The sequence below is a fragment of the Citrobacter sp. MGH110 genome (assembly GCF_001037515.1).
GTDB lineage: Bacteria > Pseudomonadota > Gammaproteobacteria > Enterobacterales > Enterobacteriaceae > Citrobacter > Citrobacter portucalensis.
This window is the reverse complement of record NZ_KQ089830.1, coordinates 378,000-395,629: the sequence shown is the minus strand read 5'-3', so window position 1 is coordinate 395,629 and position 17,630 is coordinate 378,000. Positions and strand designations below refer to the sequence as shown.

13 protein-coding genes are annotated in these 17,630 nt (G+C 51.4%); 9 read left to right on the top strand and 4 right to left on the bottom strand.

The features are described 5' to 3' along the window. Positions 1-225: 225 nt before the first annotated feature. The 3 genes from torD to torC are packed head-to-tail and all read right to left on the bottom strand — an operon-like array spanning position 226 to position 4,489. The gene (torD, locus tag SK38_RS01800; RefSeq protein ID WP_048234900.1) at positions 226-858 is read right to left on the bottom strand and encodes a molecular chaperone TorD; all 633 of its coding nucleotides are present in this window, start codon (positions 856-858) and stop codon (positions 226-228) included. After that, on the bottom strand, positions 848-3,346 hold the full coding sequence (torA, locus tag SK38_RS01795) for a trimethylamine-N-oxide reductase TorA (protein ID WP_048234899.1): 2,499 nt from the start codon (positions 3,344-3,346) through the stop codon (positions 848-850). The genes torD and torA overlap by 11 nt, the downstream gene beginning before the upstream one ends. A gap of 9 nt (positions 3,347-3,355) precedes the next feature. Continuing rightward, the gene (torC, locus tag SK38_RS01790; RefSeq protein WP_048234897.1) at positions 3,356-4,489 is read right to left on the bottom strand and encodes a pentaheme c-type cytochrome TorC; all 1,134 of its coding nucleotides are present in this window, start codon (positions 4,487-4,489) and stop codon (positions 3,356-3,358) included. A 165-nt stretch (positions 4,490-4,654) separates the two neighbouring features. On the opposite strand from torC, the gene pdxR reads away from it, so the two are divergent. After that, a complete protein-coding gene (gene pdxR, locus SK38_RS01785) occupies positions 4,655-6,127 on the top strand; it encodes a MocR-like pyridoxine biosynthesis transcription factor PdxR (protein ID WP_048234896.1) in 1,473 nt (490 codons plus the stop codon). 45 nt (positions 6,128-6,172) lie between these two features. Here pdxR and uxuA read toward each other — a convergent pair whose 3' ends face one another. Continuing rightward, entirely contained in the window at positions 6,173-7,363 is a 1,191-nt protein-coding gene (gene uxuA / locus SK38_RS01780) for a mannonate dehydratase (protein WP_048215901.1), read from the bottom strand. Between the two features lie 202 nt (positions 7,364-7,565). Here uxuA and SK38_RS01775 point away from each other — a divergent pair, with 202 nt between their 5' ends. From SK38_RS01775 to SK38_RS01740, 8 genes are all read left to right on the top strand, one after another. Beyond that, positions 7,566-9,032 (top strand): mannitol dehydrogenase family protein, encoded by a 1,467-nt coding sequence (locus SK38_RS01775; RefSeq protein WP_048234894.1) that lies wholly within the window; start codon positions 7,566-7,568, stop codon positions 9,030-9,032. Positions 9,033-9,151: 119 nt separating this feature from the next. Continuing rightward, positions 9,152-10,138 (top strand): CobW family GTP-binding protein, encoded by a 987-nt coding sequence (locus tag SK38_RS01770; RefSeq protein ID WP_048234892.1) that lies wholly within the window; start codon positions 9,152-9,154, stop codon positions 10,136-10,138. Between the two features lie 33 nt (positions 10,139-10,171). Next, complete coding sequence (locus SK38_RS01765; protein ID WP_048234890.1) at positions 10,172-10,885, top strand: phosphatase PAP2 family protein; 714 nt, start codon at positions 10,172-10,174, stop codon at positions 10,883-10,885. A 413-nt stretch (positions 10,886-11,298) separates the two neighbouring features. Continuing rightward, positions 11,299-11,868 carry a bifunctional murein DD-endopeptidase/murein LD-carboxypeptidase gene (mepS, locus tag SK38_RS01760; protein WP_003834567.1) on the top strand — a complete coding sequence of 190 codons (570 nt, stop codon included), beginning with the start codon at positions 11,299-11,301 and terminating at the stop codon, positions 11,866-11,868. A gap of 167 nt (positions 11,869-12,035) precedes the next feature. Further along, on the top strand, positions 12,036-13,595 hold the full coding sequence (locus tag SK38_RS01755) for a cyclic di-GMP phosphodiesterase (protein ID WP_048234889.1): 1,560 nt from the start codon (positions 12,036-12,038) through the stop codon (positions 13,593-13,595). Positions 13,596-13,695: 100 nt separating this feature from the next. Next, positions 13,696-15,510 (top strand): extracellular solute-binding protein, encoded by a 1,815-nt coding sequence (locus SK38_RS01750; RefSeq protein ID WP_048234887.1) that lies wholly within the window; start codon positions 13,696-13,698, stop codon positions 15,508-15,510. Then, the gene (locus SK38_RS01745) at positions 15,511-16,605 is read left to right on the top strand and encodes a microcin C ABC transporter permease YejB (protein WP_003834575.1); all 1,095 of its coding nucleotides are present in this window, start codon (positions 15,511-15,513) and stop codon (positions 16,603-16,605) included. Further along, positions 16,605-17,630, top strand: a complete 1,026-nt coding sequence (locus SK38_RS01740) for an ABC transporter permease (RefSeq protein ID WP_003834577.1) — start codon at positions 16,605-16,607, stop codon at positions 17,628-17,630. Before SK38_RS01745 ends, SK38_RS01740 begins: the two co-directional genes overlap by 1 nt.

The window sequence follows — 17,630 nt, the reverse complement described above, 5'->3', positions numbered from 1 at the left end:
ACTGCCTGTGAACGTGTTAAGGGTACTATCGCCGTACCCTTAACAATCCCGCCGGGAGCCAGGGTTGCAAGGGAGGCGGCGGTGAGCCTCCCTTGCACGTTCACGGGTATCTGCGCTTCAGAGAAATGACTCCGCTGAGGTGAACGGAACCCTATGCCGCAATAAAATATGCTCCATAATGCTTAACTGACTGGCATTACAACGCAGGCTGTCCCTTTGTCATATTCAGCGCTGGCTGCTGAAATAAAAATCATCCATCAGCAATGACTCCAGATACTGTTCATCCTCTTGCATAAAACGCACTATCAGATTCACCGCCTGAGGATAAAACCCCTCGTTATCCCGCACCAGACAAGCGTCGCGAAATAACGGTGCCCAGCACAGAATATGATGATGCAAAAAGTAATATTGCGCCGATAGCCTCTCCTCTTTAGCAACCATCCTCGCCATTAATGCCAACTGCACAGCAATATGATCGGAGGGTTCATTCTCTCGCGCTGCCAGACCTTGCTCAATCAGCAGCACATTCATTTGCCGACGTTCTTCTGCCGCTGTCGTGTGTGGATAGTGCCCTGCATAGGGAGAAACACTAGCCGGCGGGGCCAGCAGAAACAGCGAGGCAAAATCTGCTGCCAGCTCCAGCTGTCGGGAGTCGCGCCGCAAAACCCGGACCAGGCTACGCTCAAAACGTTTAACCTCGGCAGACACTCCAGGAACCGCCGCCAGTGAGGCAATCCAAGCCTGGCTATCGCCGTTTTCCAGACTGGCGAGCTGTTTTTCATCCAGTTCACGAAATAGCAGTTGCGAAAACCACTGGTACACAGCTGCCCGCTGCTGATGAATTTGCTTATGCTGCACTGGTCCCCTCCTCTTTCACAATCTGCGGACCACCGAAAGCCGTCACCTGCGGGGCTTTCTGCTGATAACGCTCGACCTCCACCAGCACGGTATGCGCTGAAGGCCCCTGGGCCAGCTGTGAAGTACCGATATCCGCGCTCAGCACGTTCGGGTCGCCATAAGTGCATAATGTCCCGGCTTTCCCCCCTTCCTGCGGGGAGTACCATGCACCTTCATGAATACGGACCACGCCAGGGGAAAAATCCGGACTGACAACTACGCCAGCCAGTACCTGACCACGAGCGTTAAAAACGCGGGCGATATCACCGGCTTTTAAGCCACGAGCGGTGGCATCCTGTTCACTGATATAAAGCGGTTCTCTTCCGGCAACCGCATAGGTGTTGCGAAACGCCTCGCTAGAGCACAGTTGGGAATGCAGACGTTTGTCCGGATGGCAGGATTGCAGATGCAGCGGGTATTTATCTTTTTTGCCGCTATGGGTACGCTCAAAGGGTTCCATCCACACCGGATGCCCCGGACAATCCTCATAGGCAAAGCCCGCGATGGTTTTGCTGTAGATTTCAATCAGACCTGACGGCGTTCCCAGCGGATTCAGGTCTGGCTGGTCGCGAAACTCACCGTGACGTACCCACGGCTGACCCGGCGGATATTCAATATATCCGTCACCCTGCCAGAACGTTGTGAAATCCGGTAATGAGACGCCGAGCGATGCCCCCATCTTCACGCCTTCGTCATAAAGCGCCTGTATCCACTGCATTTCATCACGGTTTTCACGGTACACCGCTTCCTTGTCAAAGCGCTTACACAGCCCGGCAAATACATCAAAATCATGTCGCGCTTCATATTGCGGTTTGACGATCTGATGCAACGCCATCAACCCTTTATTCGAATGCGTACCGAACTGCTCAATATCGTTACGTTCAAAGCGGGTGGTAACGGGCAGGACAATATCGGCAAAACGGCACGACGCGGTCCATTGGTGATCCAACACCACAACGGTTTCCAGCTTCTTCCACGCGTCGATCATGCGATTCCTGTCCTGCTGCGCATGAAATGGATTTGCCGCGCTGTAGATCGCCATTTTGATGTCAGGCCAGGTTAACGTCTCGCCGTTAAAGGCAACCTTTTTGCCCGGCTCAAGCAGGCAGTCAACGATACGCGAAGTGGGGATATGCTCCGATACGCCGCGAAAATCCGCGTTGTACTTTGCCTGCGGGGGATTCGTGATCCCTCCCAGTCCAGAAAGCACAGGCCCGGCGGATGTTACCGTACCACCGCCGTTGTAGTGCCAGCCAAATCCTACCCCGCCGCCGGGCAAACCAACTTGACCGACCATGCTGGCCAGCACCACCAGCATCCACGGATACTGCTCACCATGGTGCATGCGTTGTACGCACCAACCGCCCATAAACTGTGTCCGGCCTTTCACCAACAGACGGGCGAAGTCTCGGATCTGCTCTGCCGTCAGGCCGCAGATTTCGGCCGCCCATTCGGCATTTTTCGGCTGTTTATCGGTTTCGCCCAGCAAATACGGCAAAAACTGCTCAAAACCGACGGTGTAATCGGTAATAAACGCCGTGTCGTACAGTTTTTCTTCGTACAAGGTATGCGCCAGCGCCAGCATTAACGCGACATCGGTTTGTGGCCGCAACGCCAACTGCTCGCAGCCAAGATAGTTTTGCGACTTGCTACGCACCGGATCAACACTGATAACGCGCATCTTACCCTGCGCTACCGCCTCTTTAATCTGCTGCCAGTAGCCAAACGCATCGTGATCGGGAACCAAAAACTCGATCTGCAGGTTCTTGATCGGATCGCAGCCCCACAGCACGATGGTATTGCTGTTTTGAATCACTAGCGGAAGCGACGTCTGCTGCTCATAAACTTCCAGCGAACCAATCACATGCGGTAAAATGACTTGTGCCGCTGCCGCAGAATAGTCGCCGACGGTTGTCACATAGCTACCATGCAGGCCAAGCCCCCGATCCATCGCCCCGCCCGCTTTATGGTATTTGCCCACCATTTGCCAGTCGGCAAGCCCGGTAAATACGCCTGATGAGCCATAGGTTTTTTGCACCCTCTCCAGCTCTTCGTAAAACAGATCCAGCGCCTGATCCCAACTGACCCGTACAAAACGGTTATCTCCGCGCTGACTGCGATCTGACTTCTCACGCTTACGCAGCCAGTCCAGACGCACCATCGGGTAGCGCACCCGCGACGGGTTGTAGACCACTTCACGCACCGCGTTCAGCATATCGCAGGGGTATTTGTCATGTTTGAACGGACGGGTTTCGGTCCACTCACCGTTGACCACTTTGGCTTCAAAAGCGCCATAGTGCGAACCAGATTGGATCCACTGTTCGGGATTTTCCCCCGCCGCCCACACTTTTGATATCAGCGGATTAGGCGCCAGTGCACTGGCAGCCCCCACCGCCAGCATTCCGTTGAGAAAACGGCGGCGGGACGGATTAAAGTCATGAATATCCATACATTATCCTTACTTTTTGTTGGTTTCAGACACATCGCTGGCGTGGGTCTGGAGGTATTTCAACAACGTACGTTCCTCCACCGGATTAAGCCGGTAATAGGTCGACATGGCTTTCAGTCCGGCGATCCAGCCGTTAGCGGTATATCGGGTTGTAGGAGGAGTGCTATGACAGGCGCTACAGGTGGATTGCAGCATTTGATCTGAGTATTCCCAGATTGGCGCAAGCGTGTTGATAAAGTCCTGATCGGTGGTCCAGGCGGTGACGCTCACCTGCTGCCATTCCTGATGTGAGTCAGGATCGACCAGGGTGTGTAGCACTTTTACGTTCGCCATCAGGGGCTCATCGAGAACGGCGGAGAAAACGCGTTTCCCCATATACTGGGTGATCACCCGTCCACGCCCTTTGCTTTCTCGCCAGCCCGTGATTTCGAGCTGCACGTTACTGCCTTCTTTTTTCAGCACCTTGACCTCGGTAGCAGGAAATAACAGCGCCTTCCCGACCGGACTCCCTGCCGTTGCCGCCAGTGATTTTTCGCTTAATGAGAACTGCGTGGTCGCATCCGTTGGCGTATCTCCCTGACGCTGTAGCTGCTTATAGCGATCGCGAAAACCGCTGCTCATATCGGGTTTGTGATGGGCTATTCCTTTGTGACAATCGATACAGTTACTGTCTTTTGCTGCCGCTGCGGTCATTTGCGCCGCCGCGTTTGCCGATTGCTTGCCATGATCCATTGCCTCATAGCTATGGCAGGATTTACACGCCGCTGAATTATTCGCGCTCATGCGCGCCCACTCCCGCTGGGCCAGCTCCGGACGTTTGGCAGCAAACTTTTCAGGAGTATCGATAGAAGGAGAAATAAAGGTGTGATAGAGGTCGTTTAAGGCTTCAGTTTTACGAATAAGCGTTGGAACAACGCCCGGGGGGATATGACAATCCTTACACTCAGCCCGCACGCCAGATGCGTTACGAAAATGCACGCTGGTTTTATATTCCTCTCCAGCCGTGCGCATCGAGTGACACGATAAACAAAATTCGGTGGTACTGGTGTAATGAACGCCTTGCCACGTTCCCCAAATAGCCAAGGCCATTGCCACCGCCCCAGCCAATACGCACCACAATGCGTTCTTTCTTATCCACGACATGCTTGCCTCCATTTTTTTAATAGCGACACGCTAAGGGATAATAAAAACCAAAAATAGAGACAGCGATAGCAAGTTATAGGAACAGCCACTACTCCATGAGGTGTATCAAATAGTAAAAACGAGAAATTCGTAATATAGTGGCTATATATTAATAAGGAATTCCTCATGCTTACATTAACGCTCAATAGAGAACTCCGCACTCCGCTGCAATTGCAAATTTTTCAATTTTATTTCCAGGCTATTCAGCGGGGAGATTTGCTTTGTGGCGATAAGCTTCCCTCTATTCGCGAGCAGGCTCAGGTATTGAACGTAGCCAAAATAACGGTAGTGATGGCCTATGATAAGCTTATGGCTGCAGGGTTAATCAAGAGCCGACACGGCATTGGCTATGAAGTGATATTCACCACGCCTGTACGTATAACACCAACGCATGTGCCCGTTACCCAGGGTTCTCCGCCGACAAAACCTAAAGCTGCCGGAGTCTCAACCGATGTTTACGCCGAGCCTGGACGAGAGTGCTACTGTCGGATGGGCGTCCCCGATCCCAACGCTTTTCCCTGGTCAAGTTGGCGGAAATGGAATAATGCTCCAAGCATACTTAAAGAACAATTATTTACCCGATACCATTCACCAAGTGGATTATTTTCACTGCGTGAGCAATTGGTCAGATACCTTAATTTATCCCGCGGAATTAATACCCGAGCAGAGAACATCATCATTACCAACGGGATTCAGGAAGGATTATCACTGCTCAGCCAAATATTTATTATTCATCATGCTGTCAGTCAGCAAAAAAAGTGCCATATTGTGACCGAATCCCCTTGTTATTCTGGCGCATGGCATCTTTTTAATTATTACGGTGCAGACATTACGTCAATTGCCGTAGATAACCACGGGCTGCAAACAGATAATTTACCCGAGTATGAAACCCAGCTTTGTTATGTTACTCCAGCGCATCAGTATCCGATGGGAAGCGTGCTTTCACTGGAGCGCCGTCAGTCATTATTAACGTGGGCGCAACGCGTCGGCGCTTACATCATTGAAGATGATTACGATGCCGTTTTTACCTATGGGGAAAATCCCCTTCCCGCGCTGAAAGCCATGGATTATCACAACCGGGTTATCTACATGGGGACATTTTCTAAAACGCTTGGGCCAGGCGCACGGCTTGGCTATCTTATTTGCCCTGATGAACTGCTTCCGGCGGTACAGAATATGAAAGCGCTCAATAACAACGGCAGCCAGTGGTTGTTGCAGCAATTTTTGGCCGAACTGATGCAAAATCAGGTGTTTTATACGCATATCAGCAAGCTGGCCTGCAGCTATGCGACGCGCCTCACCCTGTTACGCGATGGCCTTTCCACTCTGTTTCCCGAAGGGAAAATCGCTGGCGCAACGGCAGGTCTGCACCTCTCGTTACGCATTGCCAGACACGCAGAACTCATCACCAGGTTGCAGCAATGCTGCCTGTTGGCCGGGATCCGTTTCGACACTCTGCCGGATATAGAAAATGGATCAGAAGCCGCATGGCGCAAAGAGAACAGCGATGCTGTTATGTTTTTTGGGTTTGGTGGATTGCAGATACAGCAGATCAATAAAGTGCTGACAGTGCTGGAGCAGGCGCTCGCGCAGCCTTGATGAAAAACAGGGATCGCGCCTGTCGCGCAATCCCTGTTGTTAGACTTACAGCAGATCGCGGAACTGCGTTTGTTTCAGCGCCAGCTCAACGCCACGGACTTCTGCCAGGCCTTTCAGGCGGCCAATCGCAGAGTAGCCCGGGTTGGTTTTCTTGTGCAGATCGTCAAGCATCTGGTGTCCATGATCCGGACGCATCGGGATAGGACGCAGGTCGCCCGCCTTTTTACGCCGCTGCTCTTCGCTCAAAATGGCAGCCACCACCGATACCATATCCACATCGCCCTGCAGGTGCGCACCTTCGTGGAAGGTTTTCGGGTTATCTTCACGACAGGTTGAGCGCAGGTGCGTGAAGTGGATTCGATCGCCAAAGGTTTCGATCATTTTCACCAGATCGTTATCAGCGCGCACGCCGTAAGAACCGGTGCACATGGTGAAACCATTATTAATGCTATCGACCGTTTCTTTCAGCCACTGCATATCTTCGATAGTCGAAACGATACGCGGCAGGCCGAGGATCGGGCGCGGCGGATCGTCAGGATGCACGGCCAGACGCACGCCGACTTCTTCTGCCACTGGCACAATCGCCCGCAGGAATACCGCCATATTATCGCGCAGATCGTCCTTGCTGATGCCGTCGTATTCAGCGAGACGCGCACGGAACTGATCCAGCGTATAGCCCTCTTCTGCACCAGGCAGGCCAGCAATGATATTGCGGGTCAGCTTTTCAATTTCTGCATCGCTCATGGCATTGAAGTAGTCCAGCGCCTGGCGTTGTTCTTCGGCGGTATAATCCGCTTCAGCTCCCGGGCGTTGCAGAATGTGAAGTTCGAAGGCCGCAAAAGCAATCTGGTCAAAACGAAGCGCTTTGGAACCATCCGGCAGTTGATATTCGAGGTCGGTACGCGTCCAGTCGAGGATCGGCATGAAGTTATAGCACACCGTATCGATACCACAGGTCGCCAGATTACGGATACTCTGCTGATAGTTGGCAATCCACGTTTGATATTGACCTGAACGCGTTTTGATATCTTCGTGGACAGGGATACTTTCCACTACCGACCAGGTCAGCCCTTTTTCAGCCAGAATGGCCTGACGCTGCTGAATTTCTTCTACCGGCCACACTTCACCGTTTGGAATATGGTGCAAGGCGGTCACAACACCCGTTGCGCCAGCCTGACGCACATCATCAAGCGATACCGGATCGTTAGGTCCGTACCAACGCCAGGTTTGTTCCATTGTTTCACCTCACAAGTTGTTATACCAAATTAAATCATCTTAATGACGACTACCATACAGGCATCCGTCAACTGATCAACACATTGCCGATGATTGGTTGATCAAGCTCACATTCCCCGGATAAATGAGGCACACCAATTCAATTTGTTGTCATATAACTTTATACTGCCATTGTTAATTTATGGTTAATCAGGTGTATTAAATGAAAACTATTGCCTCAGCGCCACTGGCGGAAAATGTCATGATGCCGCAATACGACCGCCAGCAATTAAAAACGCGGATTGTGCATTTTGGTTTCGGTGCTTTTCACCGCGCCCATCAGGCGTTACTAACCGACAGGGTGCTGAATGCGCAGGGTGGAGACTGGGGTATTTGTGAGATCAGTCTGTTCAGCGGCGATCGACTGATGAGCCAACTGCGCGAACAGGATCATTTATTTACCGTGCTGGAAAAAGGGGCCAACGGTAACCAACCAATTGTTATCGGCGCCGTCAACGAATGTCTCAACGCCAGGCTGGATTCGCTGGCGGCCATTATCGAAAAATTCTGCGAACCTCAGGTGGCTATTGTCTCGCTAACTATCACAGAAAAAGGCTACTGTATCGATCCGGCGACAGGCTCGTTAGACCTCAGTAATCCACGTATTGCTCACGATCTGCAAACACCGGCTGAACCGCACTCTGCCCCCGGAATTATTGTTGAAGCCCTACATCGCCGACGTGAACGCGGGCTACAGCCGTTTACCGTCCTCTCTTGCGATAACATCCCGGACAATGGTCATGTGGTAAAAAACGCCGTCCTTGGAATGGCGGAGAAACGTTCACCAGAACTGGCAACCTGGATTCAGGAGCATGTCAGTTTCCCAGGCACCATGGTCGACCGCATTGTCCCTGCCGCTACTGAAGAGTCACTGGCCGAAATTGCCCGCGAGCTGGGGGTTGCTGATCCTTGCGCAATCAGCTGCGAACCGTTTATCCAGTGGGTGATTGAAGATAATTTTGTGTGTGGCCGCCCACAATGGGAAACGGCGGGCATCCAGATGGTCGAAAATGTGTTGCCGTGGGAACAAATGAAACTGCGGATGCTGAACGGCAGTCATTCGTTTCTCGCTTATCTCGGCTATCTGGCCGGGTTCCAGCACATCAGCGACTGTATGCAGGACAGCGCATTTCGTGAAGCCGCTTACCGCCTGATGCTCAACGAACAGGCACCTACGCTGCAAATTACCGATGTTGATTTAGACCAGTATGCCCTAAGCCTGTTGGAGCGTTTTGCCAACCCAGCGTTGAAACATAAAACCTGGCAAATCGCGATGGACGGTAGCCAGAAATTACCCCAGCGCATGTTGGAAGGGATCCGCGTACATTTAGCCCGCCAAAGCGAGTGGCCACTGCTGGCGATCGGCGTCGCAGGCTGGATGCGTTATGTGAGCGGCGTGGATGATTCAGGCACCGCTATTGATGTTCGTGACCCGTTGAGTGAAAAAATTGCCGCTCTGGTTAAACAGAGCACAGAGTCAGAACGCGTCAACGCCCTGCTTTCGCTGCGCGAGATTTTCGCCACCGATCTCGTACAGAATCCGCAGTTTGTCGCGGCCATTCAGCAGGCCTGGCAACGCATTGCCCAATACGGTGCGCATCAGGCTGTCATTGAGACGTTAAAAAGTTAACGATTTCTGCCATTAAGCAGGACGAAGCGCCTCTTCGTCCTCTCACCCCTTCTCTTTTTCCCTGTTTTTCGCCAGGATTGTTAAATGCCATTACGGTAATTTATGATTCTGGAGTAAATGTGACTAAAACCAATCTCATCACCGGTTTTCTCGGCAGTGGCAAAACCACCTCTATTCTTCATTTATTGGCAAACAAAGATCCTGCTGAGAAGTGGGCCGTGCTGGTTAATGAGTTTGGTGAAGTTGGCATTGATGGCGCGTTGCTGGCCGACAGCGGTGCGCTGCTAAAAGAGATCCCCGGCGGCTGTATGTGCTGTGTTAACGGTCTGCCAATGCAGGTTGGCCTCAATACGCTGCTGCGTCAGGGAAAACCCGACCGCCTGCTGATTGAACCCACCGGCCTCGGGCATCCCAAACAGATTCTGGATTTACTCACCGCACCGGTTTATGAGCCGTGGATCGATCTGCGCGCAACCCTCTGTATCCTTGATCCTCGCCTGTTACTGGATGAGAAAAGCGTCGCCAATGACAATTTCCGCGATCAGCTGGCCGCCGCTGATATCATTGTTGCCAACAAAACCGACCGTGCCACGACGGAAAGCGAAAACGCCCTGCAAAGCTGGTGGCAACACTACGGTGATAATCGCCAGTTAGTTCATGCCGACCATGGGCAAATTGACGGACAGCTACTGGATTTGCCCCGACTAAACCTGGCGGAGCTTCCTGCAAGCGCGGAGCACGCCCATAGCTATGCCAACAAAAAGGGGCTGGCAGCGTTGAGCTTACCCGCACAGCAGCGTTGGCGTCGTAGCCTGAACAGCGGTCAGGGCCATCAGGCCTGCGGTTGGATTTTTGACGCCGATACAGTGTTCGATACCATCGGTCTGCTGGAATGGTCGCGTCTTGCTCCTGTTGGACGCGTGAAGGGGGTAATGCGTATTAAAGAAGGACTGGTACGCATTAACCGCCAGGGAGACGACTGGCATATAGAGACGCAAAACGTCGCGCCACCGGATAGCCGTATTGAACTCATCGCCGATACCGAGACCGACTGGAATGCGTTACAGAGCGCGTTGTTGAGACTTCGTTTAGACGCTAGCGCGTAAGGTTGCCTTCGTTTTTAGCAATGGTAAACGACGATGAAAACCCGATACCCTTTAATCCTCCTGCTTAATATTGCTGGTCTGGCACTGTTTCTGTCCTGGTATATTCCAGCCGGGCATGGGTTCTGGTCTTCACTCGATACGGGCGTTTTCCGCTTCTTTAATCATAAACTGGTGGAAAGCCCGCTGTTCTTATGGGTTGTTGCTATTACCAATAATCGGGCATTTGATGGCTGCTCATTGCTGGCTATGGGCGCATTGATGCTGCACTTTTGGCTCAAAGAGACGCCGGAAGGTCGCCGACGCATTGTGGCAATTGGTTTGGTTATGCTGCTCACTGCAGTGGTATTAAATCAGCTGGGCCAGGCGCTTATTCCCGTTAAACGCGCCAGCCCCACGCTTATGCTGGATAATATTTATCGCGTCAGCGAACTGCTGCATATTCCGACCAAAGATGCGTCGAAAGACAGTTTTCCTGGCGATCACGGCATGATGCTGCTTATTTTTTCCGCATTCATGCTGCGTTATTTCGGAAAAGTCGCAGGAATAATCGGCCTTATTATTGCTGTGGTTTTTGCCTTCCCGCGCGTGATGATTGGCGCCCACTGGCTCACCGATATCGTGGTTGGTTCCATGACGGTGGTCTTGATTGGCCTTCCCTGGTGGCTAATGACGCCATTAAGCGACCGATTAGTCACTCTGTTCGTGAATTATCTTCCTGGCAAAAACAAACAATTTTTAAACAAATAACGCAGAGTAATTAACATCATCAGGGATACTTCTGATTCCCTGATGATGCCGGGCAATATTTCATCATTCTGATTGTCATTCTCCTGTCATCTTATTCATGTTTAAAATGAGTGGGTTGCGTATTTTTTACCCTGATTGTTCTTAATTTAGACAATGCCGTTTATTCACTTTCTGTATCAATTTTTCTTATAAGAAATCACGTAAAATCACTCGCATTGACCGGAACGATCGGGTAATCTCGAACTCGTTTTGCCTCGCGGGATAATTACTCCCTTTCAGAATAAATTTGTGCGTTCTGCCACAGATTTGACCTTAAGGAATTGTCTCATCGTGCGATGGTAATTAGTCTCGTCACGTTTGGCATTTTTTATAACGATATTTATCGTTAAGGACTTCAAGGGAAAACAAACAAAATGGTCAAATCTCAACCGATTTTGAGATATATCTTGCGGGGCATACCCGCGATAGCAGTTGCGGTTCTGCTTTCTGCATGTAGCACAACGAACACCGCCAAGAATATGCATTCTGAGACGCATGCTGTGGGCAATGGAGATAACTCTTCACTGCAAGCCTCTCAGGATGAATTTGAAAATATGGTACGTAATATCGATGTTAAATCACGTATTATGGACCAGTATGCTGACTGGAAAGGCGTGCGTTACCGCCTTGGCGGCAGCACCAAAAAAGGTATTGATTGCTCAAGCTTCGTGCAGCGTACATTCCGCGAGCAATTTGGTTTAGAGCTTCCGCGCTCAACCTATGAACAACAGGAAACGGGAAAATCCGTTTCGCGCACTAATCTGCGCACAGGCGATCTGGTTCTGTTCCGTGCTGGTTCTACTGGCCGTCACGTCGGTATTTATATCGGTAACAACCAGTTTGTACATGCCTCGACCAGCAGTGGCGTTATCATTTCCAGCATGAACGAGCCTTACTGGAAAAAACGTTACAACGAAGCTCGCCGGGTTCTGAGCCGCAGTTAGTTTCGTTTGGCAGCTATCCCTTGGCTATCCTGATGAGACATTCCAAAAGCACTGCTTCGGCGGTGCTTTTTTGTTTCACCCTGCGACTAAGAAAAATCTCACAACATGAGTCATTTCAGGTTATATTCATACAGAGTAAGCGGTTAAACCAGGTAAAATAAGGATCTATGTTCAGACGCTCTTCTTCATCCGGTCGGAAAATCCTGCTTTCCTGTATGTTAACGGGGCTTATCGTCGCAATACTCGTGAGTACCCTGCAGTTTTTCGTCACCTGGCATAAACGAGAAGTTAAGTACGACACGCTCCTTGCCGATATCCAGAATTACGTCAGCAGCTACTTCACCGACCTCAAAACCACCACCGATGCCCTTCAGCCGCTGGTTGCCAACAGTTGCCAACAAGTCGGCGCTAAGCTGACCTCCAGTGCAGCATTTAGCCTGAACGTTCGCGCTTTCTTGCTGGTAAAAGACGGCATCGCTTTCTGCTCTTCCGCGACAGGTTCCATGTTCACTCCGATTTTGGATTTGATACCAAACCTCGATATCAGCAGAAATATTGATGTGGAATTACTTCCCGGTACGCCCATGATGCCGGATAAGCCAGCGATCATGATTTGGCACCGAAACGCGTCGTTCAATGATAGCGGCGTATTTACCTCACTGAATATCAATCTGGCACCTTATCTGCTCTATACCGCCCGGCAGGATGATTTTGACGGTATTGCGATTATCGTCGGTAATACCGCAATTTCGACATTCTCATCGCGAATCATCGATGTCTCCGCTCTTCCTCATACCTCCTGGCGGCAGGCCACTCTTGAAGGGATCCCGCTTAAAATTCGCTTATACGCACAAGAGTGGAGCTATACCGACGTCTGGTATTCTATTTTGTTGGGATGTATGGCCGGGATTATTGCCGCCCTTCTCCTCTGGTACTACATCTACAGCATCCGTTTACGCCCAGGCAAAGATATCCTCAACGCCATCAAGCATAACCAGTTTTATGTGGTGTACCAGCCCGTCGTAGAGATGCAAACGCTGGAAGTGAAAGGCGTCGAGGTCCTGTTACGTTGGAATCACCCAACAACGGGCGAGATCCCACCGGATGCCTTTATTCATTACGCTGAATCACAGAAAATGATTGTCCCGCTGACTCAGCATCTGTTTAAGTTGATCGCCCAGGATGCCCCGGCGCTGCAAAAAGTGTTACCCGCTGGCGCAAAATTGGAGATCAATATCGCGCCATCGCATCTGCATGGCGAGACATTTAAAGACGACATCCGGCACCTGCACGCTTCACTTCCCGCAAACTATTTTCAGATAGTGCTGGAAATCACTGAACGAGATATGCTCAATCAGCACGAGGCCACAAAGCTATTTGAATGGCTGCATTCCGCAGGTTTTGAAATTGCGATTGATGATTTTGGCACCGGCCATAGCGCGCTTATTTATCTGGAACGCTTTACCGTTGACTACCTGAAAATCGATCGCGGATTTATTAACGCCATCGGGACGGAAACCCTGACCTCTCCGGTTCTGGACGCCGTGTTGACACTTTCTAAACGTCTTAATATGCTGACGGTTGCGGAAGGGGTAGAAACTCCTGAGCAAGCCCGTTGGCTGCGCGATCGTGGGGTGCATTTTTTCCAGGGATACTGGATTAGCCGACCATTAAAGCTTGCTGATTTTGTGCGTTGGATGGCACAGCCCAATAAGCCGACGTGGTGATCGCAGTATGCGATTCATATACTCTCACTCGCCGCTACATCCCTTATCTTTCAGGCATGATGCCCGTCGGGTTGTAGCAGGAAAAGGAAATCGCTTTTATATGATCCCTCGCGTACTGCTTCTGTTTATTACCCTCATCGGGTTTAGCGCCCAGGCGCAATCCATCAAAGAAAGCTATGCTTTTGCCGTACTGGGTGAACCGAAGTACGCATTTAACTTTAATCACTTCGATTATGTGAATCCCGCAGCCCCTAAAGGGGGTCAAATCACCCTGTCCGCCATTGGCACGTTTGACAACTTCAACCGCTATGCGATGCGCGGTAACCCCGGCGCACGTACCGAAACGCTTTACGATACGTTGTTTACGACCTCTGACGATGAACCTGGTAGCTATTACCCGCTCATTGCCGACAGCGCACGCTATGCTAACGACTATTCTTGGGTAGAAATTGCCATTAATCCACGAGCGCGTTTTCACGATGGCTCACCCATTACCGCCCGCGACGTCGCATTCACCTTCCACAAATTTATGACTGAAGGCGTGCCGCAGTTTCGTCTGGTCTACAAGGGAACAACGGTAAAAGCCATCGCGCCATTAACCGTACGCATTGAATTAGCCAAACCGGGTAAAGAGGACATGCTCAGCCTGTTTTCATTACCCGTGATGCCAGAGAAGTACTGGAAAGATCATAAGCTCAGCGATCCCTTATCATCGCCACCGCTCGCCAGCGGCCCTTATCGCATTACGAAATGGAAGATGGGCCAGTATATTGTCTATTCGCGCGTCAAAGATTATTGGGCCGCTAATCTGCCCGTCAATCGTGGACGCTGGAACTTTGATACCATCCGCTACGACTACTATCTGGATGATAACGTCGCCTTTGAAGCGTTTAAGGCCGGTGCGTTTGATCTGCGTCTTGAAAATGATGCCAAAAACTGGGCGACGCGTTATACCGGGAAAAATTTCGCGAATCACTACATCATCAAAGATGAGCAAAAAAACGAGTCCGCGCAGGATACCCGCTGGCTGGCATTTAATATTCAGCGTCCGGTATTCAGCGACCGACGGGTACGGGAAGCCATCACGCTGGCCTTTGATTTTGAATGGATGAATAAAGCGCTGTTCTATAATGCCTGGAGCCGGACCAACAGCTATTTTCAGAATACCGAATATGCCGCGACAAAATACCCCGACGCTGATGAACTGGTGATACTCGCGCCCTTGAAAAAAGATCTCCCCCCTGAGGTCTTTAGCCAAATCTATCAGCCGCCAAAATCAAAAGGCGATGGCTACGATCGCGACAACCTGTTGAAAGCCGATACCTTACTGGAGCAGGCCGGGTGGGTACTAAAGGGTCAGCAGCGGGTAAATAGCGCCAGCGGTAAACCTCTGAGCTTTGAACTGTTGCTCCCGGCGGGCAGCAACAGTCAATGGGTGCTGCCGTTCCAGCACAACCTGCAGCGCTTAGGTATTACCATGAATATCCGCCAGGTGGATAACTCACAAATCACGAACCGCCTGCGCAGTCGCGACTATGACATGATGCCGAGGTTGTATCGCGCGATGCCGTGGCCGAGTTCGGACCTGCAAATTCTGTGGGCCTCTCAATATATTGATTCCAGCTACAACGCCCCCGGCGTACAAAGCCCGGTGATTGATAAACTGATCGACCAAATCATCGCGGCACAAGGTGATAAAGCCAAATTGATCCCACTGGGCCGGGCACTGGACAGGGTACTAACCTGGAACTACTACATGTTGCCGATGTGGTTTATGGCAGAGGATCGCATCGCCTGGTGGGATAAATTTTCACATCCTGCTATTCGCCCAATTTACACCATTGGCCTCGACAACTGGTGGTATGACGTCAACAAAGCGGCGAAACTGCCCGCTGCCAGACGACAGGGAGAATAAATGGGCGCGTATCTGATTCGACGTCTACTGCTGGTGATCCCAACGCTTTGGGCCATCATCACCATCAACTTTTTTATCGTGCAAATTGCCCCAGGCGGCCCGGTTGAACAGGCCGTCGCCGCCATTGAGTTCGGGCAAAGCGGGGCATTACCCGGCGCGGGTAGCGAAGGCGTTCGCGCCAGCCACGCGCAAACCGGCGTTGGTAACATCAGCGACAGTAATTATCGAGGCGGACGGGGTCTGGACCCGGAAGTGATCGCCGAAATCACTCGTCGCTATGGGTTCGATAAGCCCATTCATGAGCGTTACTTCAAAATGCTCTGGGATTACATTCGTTTCGATTTCGGTGACAGCCTGTTTCGTAGCGCCTCGGTGCTGACGCTTATCAAAGACAGCCTGCCTGTTTCCGTCACGCTGGGGCTGTGGAGTACGCTCATCATCTATCTGGTGTCGATACCGCTTGGGATCCGCAAAGCGGTGCATAACGGCAGCCGGTTTGATGTCTGGAGCAGCGCATTTATTATTATCGGCTATGCCATACCGGCCTTTCTGTTTGCCATTTTGCTGATCGTCTTTTTTGCCGGGGGAAGCTACTACGACCTGTTCCCGCTTCGCGGGCTGGTTTCCGCCAATTTTGACTCCCTGCCCTGGTATCAGAAAGTAACCGACTACCTTTGGCATATTACCCTGCCGGTGCTGGCGACGGTGGTTGGTGGGTTTGCCGCGCTGACTATGCTGACCAAGAACTCATTTCTGGATGAGGTGCGCAAACAATATGTCGTCACCGCACGCGCTAAAGGGGTCAGCGAGAAAAATATTCTGTGGAAACATGTGTTTCGCAATGCCATGTTGCTGGTGATCGCCGGCTTCCCGGCAACGTTTATCAGCATGTTTTTTACCGGCTCACTGCTGATTGAAGTGATGTTTTCGCTTAACGGCCTGGGATTGCTGGGTTATGAATCCACCGTATCACGCGACTACCCGGTAATGTTTGGCACGCTTTATATCTTCACCCTGATCGGTCTGCTGCTGAATATCCTCAGCGACATCAGCTATACGCTGGTCGATCCTCGTATTGATTTTGAGGGACGATAATGTCGCGATTAAGCCCCGTCAATCAGGCCCGCTGGGCGCGCTTTCGCCACAACCGTCGCGGCTACTGGTCGCTGTGGATTTTTCTGGTGCTGTTCGGTCTTAGCCTGTGTTCAGAACTGATTGCCAATGATAAGCCGCTACTGGTGCGCTACGACAATAGCTGGTATTTCCCCCTGTTCAAAAACTACAGTGAAAGCGACTTCGGCGGACCGCTGGCGACTCAGGCTGATTATCAGGACCCGTGGCTACAACAGCGCCTGGAAAACCAGGGCTGGATCCTGTGGGCACCAATACGCTTTGGGGCCACCAGCATTAACTTTGCCACCGATAAGCCCTTCCCTTCCCCGCCTTCCGCACAAAACTGGCTGGGAACAGACGCCAACGGCGGTGATGTACTGGCACGCATCCTCTACGGCACACGTATTTCTGTCTTGTTTGGTCTAATGCTCACTCTCTGTTCGAGCGTGATGGGCATTATGGCTGGCGCAATTCAGGGCTATTATGGCGGCAAGGTGGACCTGTGGGGGCAACGATTCATTGAAGTTTGGTCAGGAATGCCAACGCTGTTTCTCATCATTCTATTGTCGAGCGTGGTCCAGCCTAACTTCTGGTGGCTGTTGGGCATTACCGTATTGTTTGGCTGGATGAGTCTGGTTGGCGTGGTGCGCGCGGAATTTTTACGTACCCGAAACTTTGATTACATTCGAGCCGCTCAAGCGCTAGGCGTAAGCGATCGCAGTATTATTCTGCGTCATATGCTGCCTAACGCGATGGTCGCGGCCCTGACTTTTTTACCGTTTATTTTATGCGCCTCGATAACTACTCTGACCTCACTGGATTTTCTTGGGTTCGGTTTACCGCTTGGCTCGCCATCACTGGGAGAACTCCTGTTACAGGGTAAAAACAACCTGCAGGCACCGTGGCTTGGCATCACCGCGTTCATCTCCGTTGCCCTGCTACTATCGCTACTGATCTTTATTGGTGAAGCGGTACGCGATGCGTTTGATCCCAACAAGGCGATTTAA

What these genes read in the sequence shown, in the direction of transcription:
- torA (WP_048234899.1), bottom strand. Translation starts at nt 3,346, where the DNA reads ATGGATATTCATGACTTTAATCCGTCCCGCCGCCGTTTTCTCAACGGA.
- torC (WP_048234897.1), bottom strand. Translation starts at nt 4,489, where the DNA reads ATGTCGTGGATAAGAAAGAACGCATTGTGGTGCGTATTGGCTGGGGCG.
- pdxR (WP_048234896.1), top strand. Translation starts at nt 4,655, where the DNA reads ATGCTTACATTAACGCTCAATAGAGAACTCCGCACTCCGCTGCAATTG.
- uxuA (WP_048215901.1), bottom strand. Translation starts at nt 7,363, where the DNA reads ATGGAACAAACCTGGCGTTGGTACGGACCTAACGATCCGGTATCGCTT.
- SK38_RS01775 (WP_048234894.1), top strand. Translation starts at nt 7,566, where the DNA reads ATGAAAACTATTGCCTCAGCGCCACTGGCGGAAAATGTCATGATGCCG.
- SK38_RS01765 (WP_048234890.1), top strand. Translation starts at nt 10,172, where the DNA reads ATGAAAACCCGATACCCTTTAATCCTCCTGCTTAATATTGCTGGTCTG.
- mepS (WP_003834567.1), top strand. Translation starts at nt 11,299, where the DNA reads ATGGTCAAATCTCAACCGATTTTGAGATATATCTTGCGGGGCATACCC.
- SK38_RS01755 (WP_048234889.1), top strand. Translation starts at nt 12,036, where the DNA reads ATGTTCAGACGCTCTTCTTCATCCGGTCGGAAAATCCTGCTTTCCTGT.
- SK38_RS01750 (WP_048234887.1), top strand. Translation starts at nt 13,696, where the DNA reads ATGATCCCTCGCGTACTGCTTCTGTTTATTACCCTCATCGGGTTTAGC.
- SK38_RS01745 (WP_003834575.1), top strand. Translation starts at nt 15,511, where the DNA reads ATGGGCGCGTATCTGATTCGACGTCTACTGCTGGTGATCCCAACGCTT.
- SK38_RS01740 (WP_003834577.1), top strand. Translation starts at nt 16,605, where the DNA reads ATGTCGCGATTAAGCCCCGTCAATCAGGCCCGCTGGGCGCGCTTTCGC.